The organism is Pseudomonas sp. Irchel s3f7 (assembly GCF_900187615.1).
Classification (GTDB): domain Bacteria; phylum Pseudomonadota; class Gammaproteobacteria; order Pseudomonadales; family Pseudomonadaceae; genus Aquipseudomonas.
The window spans coordinates 80,634-95,389 of record NZ_FYDO01000003.1; the positions used below are offsets into that span (position 1 = coordinate 80,634).

13 protein-coding genes are annotated in these 14,756 nt (G+C 59.2%); 7 read left to right on the plus strand and 6 right to left on the minus strand.

The annotated features are described in order from the left end of the window. Positions 1–44 precede the first annotated feature (44 nt). Positions 45–671: a hypothetical protein gene (locus tag CKW19_RS03400; RefSeq protein WP_095056592.1), complete on the minus strand. Its 627-nt coding sequence runs from the start codon at positions 669–671 to the stop codon at positions 45–47. Positions 672–760: 89 nt separating this feature from the next. Here CKW19_RS03400 and CKW19_RS03405 point away from each other — a divergent pair, with 89 nt between their 5' ends. Beyond that, entirely contained in the window at positions 761–1,759 is a 999-nt protein-coding gene (locus CKW19_RS03405) for a LysR family transcriptional regulator (RefSeq protein WP_095056593.1), read from the plus strand. A 55-nt stretch (positions 1,760–1,814) separates the two neighbouring features. On the opposite strand, the gene CKW19_RS03410 is transcribed toward CKW19_RS03405, so the two are convergent. Further along, a complete protein-coding gene (locus CKW19_RS03410; protein ID WP_095056594.1) occupies positions 1,815–3,938 on the minus strand; it encodes a TonB-dependent siderophore receptor in 2,124 nt (707 codons plus the stop codon). Continuing rightward, positions 3,845–4,132, minus strand: coding sequence for a hypothetical protein (locus tag CKW19_RS28815; RefSeq protein WP_177408768.1), 288 nt, complete (start codon positions 4,130–4,132; stop codon positions 3,845–3,847). The genes CKW19_RS03410 and CKW19_RS28815 overlap by 94 nt, the downstream gene beginning before the upstream one ends. Here CKW19_RS28815 and CKW19_RS03415 point away from each other — a divergent pair. Further along, positions 4,053–5,237: an MFS transporter gene (locus CKW19_RS03415; RefSeq protein ID WP_095056595.1), complete on the plus strand. Its 1,185-nt coding sequence runs from the start codon at positions 4,053–4,055 to the stop codon at positions 5,235–5,237. The two genes, CKW19_RS28815 and CKW19_RS03415, sit on opposite strands and share 80 nt — an antisense overlap. A gap of 104 nt (positions 5,238–5,341) precedes the next feature. On the opposite strand, the gene CKW19_RS03420 is transcribed toward CKW19_RS03415, so the two are convergent. Continuing rightward, positions 5,342–5,749 (minus strand): PA2817 family protein, encoded by a 408-nt coding sequence (locus CKW19_RS03420; RefSeq protein WP_053161955.1) that lies wholly within the window; start codon positions 5,747–5,749, stop codon positions 5,342–5,344. A 74-nt stretch (positions 5,750–5,823) separates the two neighbouring features. Continuing rightward, positions 5,824–8,271: an acyl-CoA dehydrogenase gene (locus tag CKW19_RS03425; RefSeq protein ID WP_095056596.1), complete on the minus strand. Its 2,448-nt coding sequence runs from the start codon at positions 8,269–8,271 to the stop codon at positions 5,824–5,826. 241 nt (positions 8,272–8,512) lie between these two features. Between CKW19_RS03425 and CKW19_RS03430 the strand changes: the two genes are divergently transcribed. From CKW19_RS03430 to CKW19_RS03445, 4 genes are all read left to right on the plus strand, one after another. Then, complete coding sequence (locus CKW19_RS03430) at positions 8,513–9,172, plus strand: transglutaminase family protein (protein ID WP_095056597.1); 660 nt, start codon at positions 8,513–8,515, stop codon at positions 9,170–9,172. A gap of 43 nt (positions 9,173–9,215) precedes the next feature. After that, a complete protein-coding gene (locus CKW19_RS03435) occupies positions 9,216–9,839 on the plus strand; it encodes a glutathione S-transferase family protein (RefSeq protein WP_095056598.1) in 624 nt (207 codons plus the stop codon). A 133-nt stretch (positions 9,840–9,972) separates the two neighbouring features. Then, entirely contained in the window at positions 9,973–10,905 is a 933-nt protein-coding gene (locus CKW19_RS03440; protein ID WP_095056599.1) for an ABC transporter ATP-binding protein, read from the plus strand. After that, entirely contained in the window at positions 10,902–11,681 is a 780-nt protein-coding gene (locus CKW19_RS03445) for an ABC transporter permease (protein WP_095056600.1), read from the plus strand. The genes CKW19_RS03440 and CKW19_RS03445 overlap by 4 nt, the downstream gene beginning before the upstream one ends. A gap of 189 nt (positions 11,682–11,870) precedes the next feature. Here the strand turns inward: CKW19_RS03445 and CKW19_RS03450 are convergent, their stop codons facing one another. Continuing rightward, entirely contained in the window at positions 11,871–12,386 is a 516-nt protein-coding gene (locus CKW19_RS03450) for a DUF2062 domain-containing protein (RefSeq protein ID WP_095056601.1), read from the minus strand. Positions 12,387–12,522: 136 nt separating this feature from the next. Here CKW19_RS03450 and CKW19_RS03455 point away from each other — a divergent pair, with 136 nt between their 5' ends. After that, a complete protein-coding gene (locus tag CKW19_RS03455; protein WP_095056602.1) occupies positions 12,523–14,748 on the plus strand; it encodes a DNA internalization-related competence protein ComEC/Rec2 in 2,226 nt (741 codons plus the stop codon). Positions 14,749–14,756 lie beyond the last annotated feature (8 nt).

The following is a 14,756-nucleotide window of genomic DNA, read 5'->3' on the forward strand; positions in this document are numbered from 1 at the left end:
TGCTTGCATCGATAAAACCAGGCGTCCTCCCGAACGCCCTGCGCTCAGTCCACGTGGTAGTGGACGGATAACGTGCCTTTCTTTTGCGAAAGGCTGTTGATCGTGACCGCGCCCAGGTCTTTCAGGCTACGGACGTGGGTGCCGCCGCAACCGTAGGCGGGCAGTTCGCCGAAACCGATTTCCCGGGCACCATCGCGCAGGGACGTCAGGCGCGGCAAATCGTGGGAAATCCATTGCTTGATTCCCTGCTGGACCGCTTGGGCATCGACTTCCTGGGCCGAGTTACCGGGCTTGAACTGAACGCGGCCTTCACCTGGCCAGTGATGCGCCTTGACCGGCATCCAGCCCATGGCTTGTACAAAATGGCCGATCAGATGCCCGGCCGAATGCATGCGTGTGTTGAACCGACGACGCGGCTCATCGACCCGGATGACGGTCATGCCGAGTCGTACCGGCAGGTCGACGAAATGAATGATCCGCTCGGGATCCTGAACGACTCGTAATACCTGGCTTTCGCCGATCCAGCCCGTGTCGTGAGGTTGTCCACCGCCCTGGGGGTGGAACAGGGTGGCACGCAGGACCACGGCGAACTCGTTTTCACAGGGGGTGCATTCCAGGACTTCCACGTTGGCCTTGAGCTCATCACTATGGAAAAAAAGGCGCAGCGTCATATTTCAGGCTCAATTGAATTTCTATTTTTTATTATAGGAAGCCTGCATATGCGTGATAATCCGGCCAATCATCAAAGGACTGTTGCGCTGTGAGCATAAATCTTCCGTTGCCACTGCTGGGCGAAATGGCGATTTTCGTCAAGGTTGTCGAGACGGGCAGCTTCTCCGAAGCGGCACGTCAGTTGGGCTCTTCACCCTCGGCGGTCAGTCGCAGTATTTCCCGGCTGGAGAAAGCGCTTGCCACGCGCCTGCTGCAACGAACCACGCGCAAGTTGCGTCTGAGCGATGGGGGCGACGAGGTATTCAAGCGCTGCCAGGAGATGGTCAGCGCCGCTCGGGCCGTGATGGAAATCAGCGGCCAGTTCACCGATGAGCCCGAGGGGCTTGTGCGCCTCAGCGTGCCAAAAGCGGTGGGTCGCATCGTGATCCACCCGCATATGCCGGAGTTTCTGCGCCGTTATCCCAAAGTGGATGTGGAACTGTTGCTGGAGGATCGCCAGGTGGACCTGATCGACGATCATGTCGATCTGGCGATTCGTATCACTGATCGACCGCCAGTAGGGTTGGTGGGGCGACAGTTGCTGACCATCGACCATCTGCTCTGCGCGACACCGCAATATCTGGCCGAGCACGGTACGCCGACGCACCCCCATGACCTGCTCAATCACAGTTGCATTTACCTGGGCGAAACCCCGAGCGATGCGCGCTGGAAATTCAAGAAAGGCAGCAAGTCTGTCTCCGTCGGTGTGCGCGGCCGATATGCCGCCAACCACACGGGCGTACGCTTTGGCGCGGTACTGCAACACATCGGTATTGGCAGCCTGCCGTACTTCACGGCGCGCCGTGCCCTGGAGAAAGGCTTGATGGTGCAAGTGCTGCCGGACTGGACCTTTTTGGCGTCCTATCACGGCGGCGCCTGGTTGCTGCATTCGCCAACCCGATATTTGCCGCCGAAGCTTAGGGTGTTGATTGATTATTTGGTGGAGTGCCTGGAGCAGGAACCGACACTGGCCAAGCCCGGCAAGTCGAGCAGTCTGAATATCGCGGTATCGGAGTATGAGTTGCCCGAGAGTGATGGCTTGTTTTGAAGGCATAAAAAGCCCGGCAGTGCCACACTGCCGGGCTGTCTTCGCAGGCTCGTATTCAGAACCGGTAGTTGGTGCTCAGCTCCAGCGTCCGCGGTGCACCCGGCGTGATCAGATCCACCGAACCATGCGCCGAGGCGTAATAGTCTTTGTCGAAAACGTTGCGCAGACGCAGGGCCATGTCCCATGTTGGCTGGTTGTACAACAACGCGGCGTCCACGGTTGTATAAGCTGGCATGACCACATTGTTATCCAGCGCGGTGTAGCGATCATCGACATAGTTGGCGCCCATGCCCAAACGCCAGGTTTGTGTCAGTGAACGTACCAGCCACAGGTTCGCGCTGTGGCGAGGCGTCAACGTAGGTACCTGGCCTTCGTTGGGGACACCGTTGGTGCGGCTGTTGGATTTGGTGATCTCGGCGTCCAGAAAGGCGTAACCGGCATAGACCTGCCATTTGTCACTCAACTCTCCGCTGGCGGTCAGCTCTAGACCATCGGTGCGCTGCTCGCCCGCAAGCACCAGTTTCGTCGGGTTCGCCGGGTCGCTGGTTTTCATGTTGGTGCGTTCCAGGCGGAACAGCGCCGCCGTCAACGCCAGGCGATTGTCGAGCAGGTCCCACTTGCCGCCGATCTCGACGTTGGTGGTTTCCTCGGGCTCAAGATCCTGGTTCGTCGTACTCAGGGCGAACATCTCGGCGGAGGGTTGGTAGGAACGGCTCACCGAGACGTAATAGGACTGCACTTGATCAGGTTGATAGACCAGGCCGACCCGCGGGCTCCAGGTCGTATCGGTGCGGGACAGCTTGTTGTGCGTCAGGTCATCGGCGTATTCCTGGTCGAACACGTCATAACGCACACCCAGCAGAGCCTTCCACTGTGGTGCCAGTTCGATCATGTCCTGTATGTAGAATCCGGCGGTGTCCTGGGTATTGGTGCCCTTGGCGGTTTGCCGGTTGGCCTGAAACGGCACGTCGACCAGGCCATCGCGGTACACCGGCACCCTGGCCACATCGGATTGGCTGAATACGTTCTGGTCCTTCACCTGGCGCCCCAGCTCGACGCCATAAAGCAGGTTATGGTTCATCCCCGCGAGCATGGCGCGCTGTTTGAGTTCGGTCTGGTTGAACCAGCCGTCTTCTTTGCGCTGCACGTTGCCGCGGTTGAGTTTCACCAGCAGCTCACCATTGGCAGCGGTGACGAAGCGTGTCGGGCTGGAGTCGGCGAGTGTGTTGTTGCGATCCAGGTCGTAGTGGTAGTAGCGACTGGTATTGCTCAGGCTGAAGTCGTCGTTGATACGGTAATCAACTCCGGCCGTGAACGAGAACACTTCGCTGCGTGAGTAGTCGTCATCGGGATCCGCGGCACCGAAGCGCTTGTCACGATCCACATCGACCGGGCGATCGCCTCGCGCCGGGATGCCGAAGTCGATCAAGCGCTTGTCGTACAGATAGCTGGCGCCCAGGTTCAGTTCCAGATCATCCGAGAGCTTGAAGTAAGCCGAAGGCGCGATGGCCTTGCGGTCGATGTAGCCGTCATCCCGGAAGGTGTCGCTGTTCTCTAGCGCACCTGTGACACGAAAGGCTTTATCGCCATGCTGCTGATCGGCCCAACCGGCATCGAACTGAGTGCGTTTTTCGCCCTCGCTGTCGACGCTGACGCCAACCTCCTGCTTGGGTGCGAAGTTGGGTTTCTTGCTGATGCTGTTGATCAGGCCACCCGAAGAGCCACGGCCATAGAGCACCGCCGCCGGCCCCTTGATCACTTCCACCCGCTCAACGTTGGATAGATCGCGGAAATACAACGCATCGTCGCGAATGCCGTCGATGTACATGTCGCCAATGGCGTTGAAACCACGGATGGTGACCTGGTCACGTTGGCCGTCACCGTTGGACATGCCGATACCGGGGACATTCTTCAGGACGTCCTCCATCGATTTCGCCCCCTGATCCTTGATGACGCTTTGGGGGACCACGTTGACGGTTTGCGGGATATCACGCAGAGGGGCATCGATCTTCAGCGCGCTCCTGCTCTCGGTCGACATGTAGCTCTGCTCGCTGAACTCACTGTTCACAGCGGTTGTCGGCAGGGTTAAAGCAGTTTCCGTTTCTGCCTGTAAATCAGGTACAACCAGAACACCCAGCAACGACAGAGAGGCTGGGTAAATGCGCGATCGAGCCACCATGAACACCTTTTGTATGAATTATCGCGCAGATGATAAGCATTATCTTTTGTAAGTAAATACATATCATTCCTGTCTGTGTGTTTGACACGAATCAAAACGAGCAAGGAAGTAGAGATGGAAGCGCCTGCTGCCAAATCACGCCGCACAGCCATCCCGCGCACGGTCTGGGTGCTGGGATTCGTCAGTTTGTTCATGGATCTGTCGTCCGAACTGGTACACAGTCTGCTGCCGGTGTTTCTGGTGGGAACGCTGGGCGTGAGCATGCTGACCGTTGGCTTGATTGAGGGGGTTGCAGAGGCAACCGCGCTGATCGTCAAAGTCTTTTCCGGGGCGATCAGCGACTTCATGGGGCGCCGTAAAAGCCTGCTGTTGCTCGGCTACGGATTGGCGGCGCTCACCAAACCGTTGTTTCCCCTGGCAGCCTCGGCAGAACTGGTGTTTACCGCGCGCATTTTGGATCGGATCGGCAAGGGGATTCGAGGGGCGCCGCGCGATGCGCTGGTCGCGGATGTGGCACCGCCAGAAATCCGCGGTGCCTGTTTTGGGCTGCGGCAGTCAATGGATACAGTGGGGGCTTTCCTAGGTCCCATCCTGGCGATTCTGCTGATGCTTTGGTTCGCCAATGATATTTCACGTGTGCTGTGGTTTGCCGTGATCCCGGCGTTTTTGGCGGTAGGTTTTCTCATGGCGGGCGTGAGTGAGCCAACGCATGAGAGCAGGCCGCATCACTTTCGCTCACCCATTCGTTTCAACTCACTCCAGCAATTTTCGAAGGCCTACTGGTGGGTTGTCGGGATCGGCGCGGTCTTCACCCTGGCGCGCTTCAGCGAGGCGTTTCTGGTGTTGCGTGCGCAGCAATTGGGATTCTCCAACACCTGGGTACCTCTGGTGATGATGGTAATGGCGGGGTTCTACATGCTGTCTGCCTATCCTGTGGGCAAGTTGTCCGATCGCATCAGTCGCACAGCGTTGTTGAGTGTCGGGTTGCTGTTATTGATTGTGGCAGACATGGTATTGGCTTATGCCGATTCCGTGACCATGGTGCTGTTGGGCGTGGCCCTATGGGGCCTGCACATGGGCTTCAGCCAAGGTCTGTTGGCGGCGTTGATAGCCGACACCACGCCAGCCGATCTCAAAGGCACAGCGTTTGGCCTGTTCAACCTCGTCAGCGGCATTGCCTTGCTGCTAGCCAGCGTGGTGGCCGGCTGGCTCTGGCAAACCTATGGTGCGGCGATGACTTTCTATACCGGTGCAGGGTTTTCGACGGTGGCGCTGTTACTGCTGCTGATTCGACGGTGAGCCCGGCTACACAAAAAATGAATGGCCGATCCTGCATCCGGAGCCGGCACCCACAAAAAAGGCCAACGCTTCTGCGTTGGCCTTTTGCGTTACGGACGCCAGGATCAGTGTTTGCTGTCCTGGTTCGACAATGCCAGCAGTTGTTTCTCCTGGTTCCAGTCGAACGGCTCGTCATTCTGTTCGGCTTCGAAGCGACGTTCTTCCAGTGCTTGATACAGGTCGATTTCTTCATCGGCCAAGTAGTGCAGGCAGTCACCGGCGAAATACCACAGCAGATCCCGTGGAATCAGGTGGGCGATTTGCGGATAACGGGAAATGACTTGAGTCAGGATGTCCTGGCCCAGGTATTGGCTTTCGATCGGATCGATCGGCAGTGACGCCAGCAGTTCGTCGAAGCGCTCCAGGAACAAGGCATGGCTTTCTTCGGGAACCTGCTCGGCCTCACCTACGGCGACCAGAATGCTGCGCAAGTGGTCGAGTAAAACGAGATGATCGGCAACGATGTTGGACACGAGATAAGTCCTCAAGAGCAAAACGGGCGCCGGAGTATAAAGCTCCAGCGCCCGTTTTTACATGCCCGGGTGGATCAGCGGACTTTGCCGTCGGCCAGCGCCAGTTCTTCTTTATCGAAATCGTCGACATCGATCACTTTGCGCCGTGCTGCTTCTGCCTCTCGCAGGGTTTGTGCTTCCACCGGTTGCAACACACCAGCCTCCAGCGCGGCGTCGATGACATGTTCCCCGGCAGCCGGTTTGACCTGACCGCTTTTGAGCGCGACATGCAGTTTTTTCTGCAACGGCTGAGCCGCGTTCAACAGGTCGCAGGCATGTTGCAGGGCACCGACCGCATCGTCACTCGACTGTGGGCGATAGCAACCCAGGAGCAACTCCTCCAGCGCCGGGTCGCCCTTGGCGCGGCCGATGATTGCAGCCACTTCGGCACCGAGCTTGTCCGACGGTCCTTTGTGCCGCCGACCGAGCGGGAACACGATGACGCGCAACAGGCCGCCCACGACTTTGTTCGGGAAGTTGCTCAACAGTTCGTCCATGGCCCGTTCGGCCTGGCCCAGGCTTTCTTCCATGGCCCAGGTCACCAGCGGCGTCATGTAATCCGGTGCATCGAGGTCGTGATAACGCTTGAGCGCGGCGGATGCCAGGTAAAGATTGCTCAGGATGTCACCGAGCCGTGCGGAGAGGCGTTCGCGGCGTTTCAGTGCGCCGCCCAGCAACATCATGCTGAGGTCGGCGAGCAAGGCAAAAGCCGCGGCCTGACGATTGAGGGCGCGGAAATAACCCTGGCTGAGCTTGTCGCCGGGTGTGTGCTCCAAGTGTCCAAAACCGAGGTTCAGCACCAGCGTGCTGGCGGCGTTACTCACGGCAAACCCGATGTGCTGGAGCAGCAGTTCGTCGAACTCCTTGAGGGCTTGATCCTTGTCTTCACGGCCGGCGAGGGCCATTTCCTTGAGCACGAAGGGATGGCAGCGAATCGCGCCTTGCCCGAAGATCATCAGGTTGCGCGAAAGAATGTTTGCGCCCTCGACGGTGATGAAAATGGGCGCGCCGCTCCATTTGCGCGCGAGGTAATTGTTAGGTCCCTCGATGATCGCCTTGCCGCCGTGCACGTCCATGGCATCGCTGATGCAATCACGGGCGCGTTCGGTGAGGTGGTACTTGAGAATGGCCGACAGGACTGACGGCTTCTCACCCAGATCCACCGCGTTGGCGGTCAGCATGCGGGCGGCGTCCATCATCCAGGCGTTGCCGCCGATGCGGGCCATGGCTTCCTGAATGCCTTCGAACGCGGCAATCGGGACGTTGAACTGTTCGCGAATCTGCGCGTACTGGCCCGTCACCAGACTGGTGAACTTGGCCATGCCGGAACCCACCGCCGGCAAGGAAATCGAGCGCCCGACCGACAGGCAATTCATCAGCATCATCCAGCCCTTGCCGAGCATTTCCTGGCCACCGATGAGGAACTCCAACGGTACGAACACATCCTTGCCCGCATTCGGACCGTTCATGAAGGCTGCGCCCAGAGGCAGGTGGCGGCGACCGATATCGACGCCGGGAAGATCGGTCGGAATCAGCGCCAGGCTGATGCCCAGGTCTTCCTTGTCGCCCAACAGATGATCCGGGTCGTAGGCCTTGAATGCCAGGCCGAGGAGGGTGGCCACCGGTCCGAGGGTGATGTAGCGCTTTTCCCAGTTCAGGCGCAGGCCCAGGGTTTCCTGGCCTTCCCACTCACCTTTGCAGATTACGCCGGTGTCGGGCATGCCACCGGCGTCGGAGCCGGCCAATGGGCCGGTGAGGGCGAAGCACGGAATGTCGTCGCCGCGAGCCAGGCGGGGCAGGTAATGGTTGCGTTGTTCGTCGGTGCCGTAATGCAGCAACAGTTCGGCCGGACCGAGGGAGTTGGGGACCATCACGGTGGAGGCGAGGTCGCCGCTGTGGCTGGCCAGTTTCATTGCGACTTGCGAGTGGGCGTAGGCCGAGAAACCCTTGCCGCCAAATTCCTTGGGAATGATCAGGGCGAAAAAGCCGTTGTCCTTGATAAAGGCCCAGGCTTCGGCCGGAAGGTCCATGGTCTGGCCCAGCTCCCAGTCACTGACCATGGCGCACAGCTCTTCGGTCGGGCCGTCGATGAAGGCCTGTTCTTCTTCGCTCAATTGCGCCTTGGGATAGGAGAGCAAGGTGTTCCAGTCCGGGCGACCGCTGAACAACTCGCCATCCCACCACACCGTACCGGCATCGATGGCGTCGCGTTCGGTTTGCGACATCGGTGGCAGGGTTTTCTGGAACCAGTTGAACATCGGCGCGCTGAAAAATTTACGGCGCAGGTCAGGCAGCAACAACGGCGCAGCGACTGCCGCAATCAATACCCAGAAAATCAATAGCAGCCAGCCCGGTGCGCGACTGAAGGCTCCCATGGCCACGATATAGACAGCCACGATGCCCAGGGCAGGCAGCGGCGAAATGCGGCGGTGAGCTAAATAAGCAATTCCGACAACCAGAACCAGTATCCACAACAGCAGCATATTTAATCCTCCGTGAACCCAGGGCGAACCAACCCTCAGAGCTTAGACGGCATCCGAAAAACCGGTTGGTCGCGGCATGCGACTGAAGTCGTGGGAAACCCTGGATGAATTTCGTAGCCCCATCTAATGGCGGGCGTAGGAAAATTGAGCGAGCGACAATGCGCCCATATTTGGCCGAAACGTCGTTATCTCTGTGCTGAACCTCTCGATAGACTCGGGACTTCCCCAGGAGATTGTTCTCATGCACGAGTATCTGAGTCCCGGCCGCTTCATCGATAGTGACCACCCGTCCGTGGTGGAGTTCGCCGAAAAACACCGTGGCGTCAGCCGCGATCCGCTTGAGCAGGCGATCAATCTCTATTACGCCGTGCGCGAGGCGGTGCGCTACAACCCGTACACCTTCAGTCGTGACCCGCAGACCCTGCGCGGCAGTTATGCGCTGGTGACCGGCGAAAGTTATTGCGTACCCAAGGCCACATTGCTGGCAGGTGCCGCGCGACATTGCGGGATTCCTGCGCGGATCGGACTGGCCGACGTGCGCAATCATTTGTCCACGCCACGCCTGCTTGAGTTACTCAAGAGCGACATGTTCGCCATGCACGGCTACACCGAGTTCTATTTGAATGATCGCTGGGTCAAGGCCACCCCGGCGTTCAACCAGAGACTCTGCGACCTGTTCAATGTGGCGCCGCTGGACTTCGACGGGATCAACGACAGCGTTTTCCACCCCTACAACCGTGATGGCGAGAAGCTGATGGAGTATCTGGTCGATCACGGACAATTTGCCGATGTGCCGGAACAGTTCTTTTTCGAGCACCTGGAAAAGTGTTATCCGCACCTGTTCGGCGATCAGTTGGCGCCGCTGCTGGGTGACATGCAGAGCGATTTGAGTCGCGCCTGATCCGGCGTATGCTGCCTGTCCACTTATCGAAAAAGAGGCGGTCATGCTGAATATCTGGGGTCGGAAAAACTCGTCGAATGTCAGAAAGCCGCTGTGGGCCGCTGAAGAATTGGGGCTGGCCTATGAAGCCATCGATGCGGGCGGTGCTTTTGGTGTGGTCGATACGCCCGAGTACCGCGCCATGAATCCCAATGGTCGTGTCCCGGTGATTGAAGATGACGGGTTCGTGCTGTGGGAGTCCAACGCCATTGTTCGTTACCTGATGGCGCTGCACGCCAAGGACACCGCGTGGTACCCGGCGGATCTGAAGGCTCGCGCCACCGCCGACAAGTGGATGGACTGGACCACTTCAAGTTTTGCCGGCCCGTTTCGCACGGTGTTCTGGGGCGTGCTGCGCACCCCCGCCGAGCAGCAGGACTGGTCTGCCATCAACGCCGCGATCAAGGAGTGCGAAGGTTTGCTGGCAATGGCCGATCAGGCGTTGGCCGCCAAACCGTACCTGTCCGGCGATGAGATCGGCATGGGCGACATTCCCCTCGGCTGTTTTATTTATGCCTGGTTCGAGATGCCGATCGAGCGCGCTCCGCAGCCTCATCTGGAGGCCTGGTACGCCCGGTTGAAACAGCGTCCGGCGTATCGCAAGGCCGTTATGACCGCGTTGACTTAATACTCACTATCGACACACTTGACTGTACTTGTGTGGCGGCGACAAGCACCATTGCGTTCATGCGCCGCGGTTGCATTGCTCGCCGCCCGCCCATAGTTATCCCTTTCCTCCCTTCTTGGTGCGTAAATCCGATATGAGTTCCGCTCTGTCCATCCGGCAGCTAACCAAAACCTACGGCAACGGTTTCCAGGCCTTGAGTGGTATCGATCTGGATGTCGCCGAAGGTGACTTTTTCGCTTTGCTCGGCCCTAACGGCGCCGGCAAATCCACGACTATCGGCATTCTCTCGACCCTGGTGAACAAGACCAGCGGCACGGTGAATATCTTCGGTCACGACCTGGACAAGAATCCTGCGCAACTCAAGCGCTCCATCGGCGTGGTGCCGCAGGAATTCAATTTCAATCAGTTCGAAAAGACCTTCGACATCGTCGTGACCCAGGCCGGTTACTACGGCATCCCGCCGAAAATCGCCAAGGAACGCGCCGAGCAATACCTGACCCAACTCGGGCTGTGGGACAAGAAGGACGTGCCGTCGCGTTCGCTGTCCGGCGGCATGAAGCGTCGACTGATGATCGCCCGCGCACTGGTTCACGAGCCGCGCCTGCTGATCCTCGACGAACCGACTGCCGGTGTGGACATCGAACTGCGTCGCTCGATGTGGAGTTTCCTCACCGAGCTGAATCAGAAAGGCATCACCATCATTCTCACCACCCACTACCTGGAAGAGGCTGAACAGCTGTGCCGCAACATCGGCATCATCGATCACGGCACGATCGTCGAGAACACCAGCATGAAGCAGTTGCTCAGCCAGCTGCATGTGGAAACGTTCCTGCTGGACATGAAGAACACGTTGCAAGTGGCGCCTCAGTTGATGGGCTACCCGTCCCGGCTGATCGACAGCCACACCCTGGAAGTCCAGGTGGACAAGGCCATGGGCATCACTGCGCTGTTCACCCAACTCGCGCAGCAGAACATCGAAGTGCTGAGCCTGCGTAACAAAACCAATCGCCTCGAGGAGTTGTTCGTGTCCCTGGTGGAGAAAAATCTGTCGAAGGTGGCGGTATGAGTTCCGAGTTGCGCCCCAACCTCATTGCCCTCAACACCATCGTTTACCGTGAAGTCCGACGCTTTACCCGGATCTGGCCGCAGACCTTGCTGCCGCCGGCAATCACCATGGTTTTGTACTTCGTGATTTTCGGTAACCTCATCGGTCGGCAAATTGGCGACATGGGTGGTTTCACCTACATGGAGTACATCGTGCCGGGGTTGATCATGATGTCGGTGATCACCAACTCCTACGGCAACGTGGTATCGAGTTTCTTTGGCAGCAAGTTTCAGCGCTCCATCGAAGAGTTGATGGTGTCGCCGCTGTCGCCACACACGATCCTGATCGGCTACACCCTGGGCGGCGTGCTGCGCGGGTTGATGGTGGGGGTTATCGTGACCCTGCTGTCGCTGTTCTTCACCGACTTGCAGGTGCATCACCTGGGCGTGACCATTCTGGTGGTGGTGCTGACCGCGACGATCTTCTCGTTGCTGGGCTTCATCAACGCCGTGTTTGCGCGCAACTTCGATGACATCTCGATCATCCCGACCTTCGTGCTGACGCCGCTGACCTATTTGGGCGGGGTGTTCTACTCGATCTCGTTGCTGCCGCCGTTCTGGCAGACCGTCTCGCTGGCGAACCCGGTGCTGCACATGGTCAACGCGTTCCGTTACGGCATCCTCGGGGTGTCGGACATCAGGATCAGCATTGCGATCACGTTCATGCTGGTGGCCACCGTGGTGCTGTACCTCGGGTGTGCGCGGTTACTGGTCAGTGGGCGCGGGATGCGGACGTAAGTCGTCCGCCTCGTAGGCGCAGCCTCGTTGCACTCGACAGCTCCTACAGGGAAGCGCACACGCATTAGAATCAGGCCGGCGGGGTCGTAAGGGCGGAACCGATAGCCGCCGTTACCGCAGCAACGGATATGTACCCCTTTAAAAATGCAAAAAAAAACGGCCTCCAAAATCAGAGGCCGTTCCACATTCTCACATCCTGCTTTTCTTGCGCCGCTTCCATTGCCGCGCCACCCACCAGCGCCAATACATCATCACCAGAAAATAGGCCACGGCTCCAAGGACCAGCCCCGTCACCACCGAGCCCAGCAAAAACGGCTGCCACAACGTCGAAAGCTCACTGCTGACCCATTCCCAGGTCAGTTCATCCGGCAGACTCCGGGTGGGAACATCCATCAGCCAGGCACCTGTCTGGTACGTGCAGAAGAACACGGCAGGCATGGTGATCGGATTGGTCAGCCAGACCAGACTCACCGCAATAGGCATGTTGCCGCGCACAACAATGGCCAGGAAAGCCGCGAGCAGCATCTGCATCGGAATCGGCAGGAAAGCCGCGAACAGACCGACGGCCATGGCGCGGGCGACCGAGTGCCGGTTCAGGTGCCAGAGGTTCGGGTCATGCAGCAGCGTGCCAAGAAAGCGTAAGGATTTGTGTTCCCTGATGCTGACCGGGTCAGGCATGTAACGTTTGAATAAGCGCCGGGGCATAGGGCTTCTCGGTCGGTTAAGGCGGCAAGTATGTCTGGAATCCATGAACTGCCCATTCAGACTTTGTGACAATTGATAACGGCGACGATGCGACGGACGGGCTAAGCCTAGGGTAAGGACTCTCAAGGACGGGCATATGCGCATAGGGATGATGGCGCTGGCGCTGGGTTTGTTGGCATTGCGTTTTTTACCGGCACTACCGCCGGTCTGGTTGTTGTGGTTGATGCCGGTGGCGGGTTTGATGTTGCTGCCGTTCAGGACGTATCCGGTGGCGTTTTTTCTGTTTGGGTTCAGTTGGGCCTGCGTGCAGGCGCAATGGGCACTGGATGATCGCTTGTCACCGAGGCTGGATGGCGAAACCCGCTGGGTCGAAGGACGGGTGACGGGGTTGCCGCAAAATGCCGACGGCGTGGTGCGCTTCGAGTTGAGCGACAGTCAGTCTCGGCGCGCGCAACTGCCGCAGCGCTTGCGTCTGGTCTGGCATGGCGGTCCGGCGGTGAACAGTGGTGAGCGCTGGCGACTGGCGGTCAAATTGAAGCGTCCGGTCGGGCTGCTCAATCCCCATGCCTTTGACTACGAAGCCTGGTTGCTCGCGCAACGCATTGGGGCGACCGGAACGGTCAAGGATGGCCAGAAACTCACCGACGCCCGTTGGGCCTGGCGGGACGGTATTCGCCAAGGCTTACAGTCTGTGGACGCCCAGGGTCGAACCGGTGCACTGACCGCATTGGTGCTGGGCGACGGCGCCGGGCTCAGTCGTGAAGACTGGCAGGTGTTGCAGGACACCGGCACGGTGCATCTGCTGGTGATTTCCGGGCAGCACATCGGGTTACTGGCGGGGGTCGTCTACCTGTTGATCGCCGGGCTGGCCCGCTATGGGCTGTGGCCGGACCGCCTGCCGTGGCTGCCCTGGGCGTGCGGACTCGCATTCGCCGCGGCGCTGGGTTACGGGCTGCTGGCCGGTTTTGAAGTGCCGGTTCGACGGGCCTGCCTGATGATTGGCCTGGTGTTGTTATGGCGCCTGCGGTTCCGTCATCTCGGTGCCTGGTGGCCACTGTTGCTGGCGCTCAATGGGATTTTATTGATGGACCCGCTGGCGAGCCTGCAACCGGGGTTCTGGCTGTCTTTTGTGGCAGTGGCCATATTGATTTTCACCTTTGGTGGCCGGTTGGGACCCTGGCGTTGGTGGCAAACCTGGACGCGCGCCCAGTGGCTGATCGCAATCGGCCTGTGCCCGTTGTTGTTGGTGCTGGGATTACCCATCAGCGTCAGTGGGCCAGCGGCCAATCTGTTGGCCGTGCCGTGGATCAGCCTTGTGGTGTTGCCGCCAGCCTTGCTCGGTACTGTGTTGTTGCCCGTGCCTTATGTGGGCGAGGGATTGCTGTGGCTGGCGGGCGGATTGATCGACTGGCTGTTCAACGGATTGGCGATGCTGGCCGGTGAGATACCCGCGTGGGTACCCAAGGCGATTCCGTTTTGGGTCTGGGGCCTCGGTGCGCTGGGAGCATTTTTACTGCTGCTGCCGCGAGGTGTGCCGTTACGCCCGTTGGGATGGCCGATGCTGTTGCTGCTGGTGTTTCCACCCCGTGCGGAACTGCCGGAAGGCATCGCCGATGTCTGGCAGCTGGACGTCGGGCAAGGACTGGCCATTCTGGTACGAACCCGCCATCACACATTGTTGTATGACGCGGGGCCGCGTTTCGGGGATTTCGATCTGGGCGAGCGGGTGGTGTTGCCGTCGTTGCGCAAATTGGGCGTAGAAACACTCGATCTGATGTTGATCAGCCACGCCGATGCCGATCACGCCGGTGGCGCCCGGGCGGTAGCCAACGGCATGACCGTCAAGCAAGTGCTCAGTGGCGATCCCGCAGGCTTGCCGGCTGAGCTGCACGCTTCAGCCTGTGAGGCGGGCCTGCAATGGACCTGGGACGGCGTTAAATTCCAGCTCTGGCAATTTCCGTCAGCCACAGACAGCAATCAGAAATCCTGCGTTCTGCAGATCGAAGCCCATGGCGAGCGCCTGTTGCTGACGGGGGACATCGACGCCGCTGCCGAGCGGGCGCTGCTCGACAGTCCTTTTGCCATTGCAACCGACTGGTTGCAGGCACCGCATCATGGCAGTCGCAGTTCGTCTTCAATGGCACTGCTCAACAAGCTGCAACCCAAGGCGGTGCTGATCTCCCGAGGGCATGGTAACTCGTTTGGTCACCCGCATCCGACGGTCATGGCGCGCTACCGAAAACGCGGGATGGCGATTTACGACAGCGCCGAGCAGGGTGCCATTCATCTGCAGTTGGGACAGTTTGCATCCCCGTCGTCGATGCGTCTGGAACGGCGTTTCTGGCGCGATCCGCCGCCCTGAAATAAATA

What these genes read in the sequence shown, in the direction of transcription:
- CKW19_RS03400 (WP_095056592.1), bottom strand. Translation starts at nt 671, where the DNA reads ATGACGCTGCGCCTTTTTTTCCATAGTGATGAGCTCAAGGCCAACGTG.
- CKW19_RS03410 (WP_095056594.1), bottom strand. Translation starts at nt 3,938, where the DNA reads ATGGTGGCTCGATCGCGCATTTACCCAGCCTCTCTGTCGTTGCTGGGT.
- CKW19_RS03415 (WP_095056595.1), top strand. Translation starts at nt 4,053, where the DNA reads ATGGAAGCGCCTGCTGCCAAATCACGCCGCACAGCCATCCCGCGCACG.
- CKW19_RS28815 (WP_177408768.1), bottom strand. Translation starts at nt 4,132, where the DNA reads ATGAACAAACTGACGAATCCCAGCACCCAGACCGTGCGCGGGATGGCT.
- CKW19_RS03425 (WP_095056596.1), bottom strand. Translation starts at nt 8,271, where the DNA reads ATGCTGCTGTTGTGGATACTGGTTCTGGTTGTCGGAATTGCTTATTTA.
- CKW19_RS03430 (WP_095056597.1), top strand. Translation starts at nt 8,513, where the DNA reads ATGCACGAGTATCTGAGTCCCGGCCGCTTCATCGATAGTGACCACCCG.
- CKW19_RS03435 (WP_095056598.1), top strand. Translation starts at nt 9,216, where the DNA reads ATGCTGAATATCTGGGGTCGGAAAAACTCGTCGAATGTCAGAAAGCCG.
- CKW19_RS03440 (WP_095056599.1), top strand. Translation starts at nt 9,973, where the DNA reads ATGAGTTCCGCTCTGTCCATCCGGCAGCTAACCAAAACCTACGGCAAC.
- CKW19_RS03445 (WP_095056600.1), top strand. Translation starts at nt 10,902, where the DNA reads ATGAGTTCCGAGTTGCGCCCCAACCTCATTGCCCTCAACACCATCGTT.
- CKW19_RS03450 (WP_095056601.1), bottom strand. Translation starts at nt 12,386, where the DNA reads ATGCCCCGGCGCTTATTCAAACGTTACATGCCTGACCCGGTCAGCATC.
- CKW19_RS03455 (WP_095056602.1), top strand. Translation starts at nt 12,523, where the DNA reads ATGCGCATAGGGATGATGGCGCTGGCGCTGGGTTTGTTGGCATTGCGT.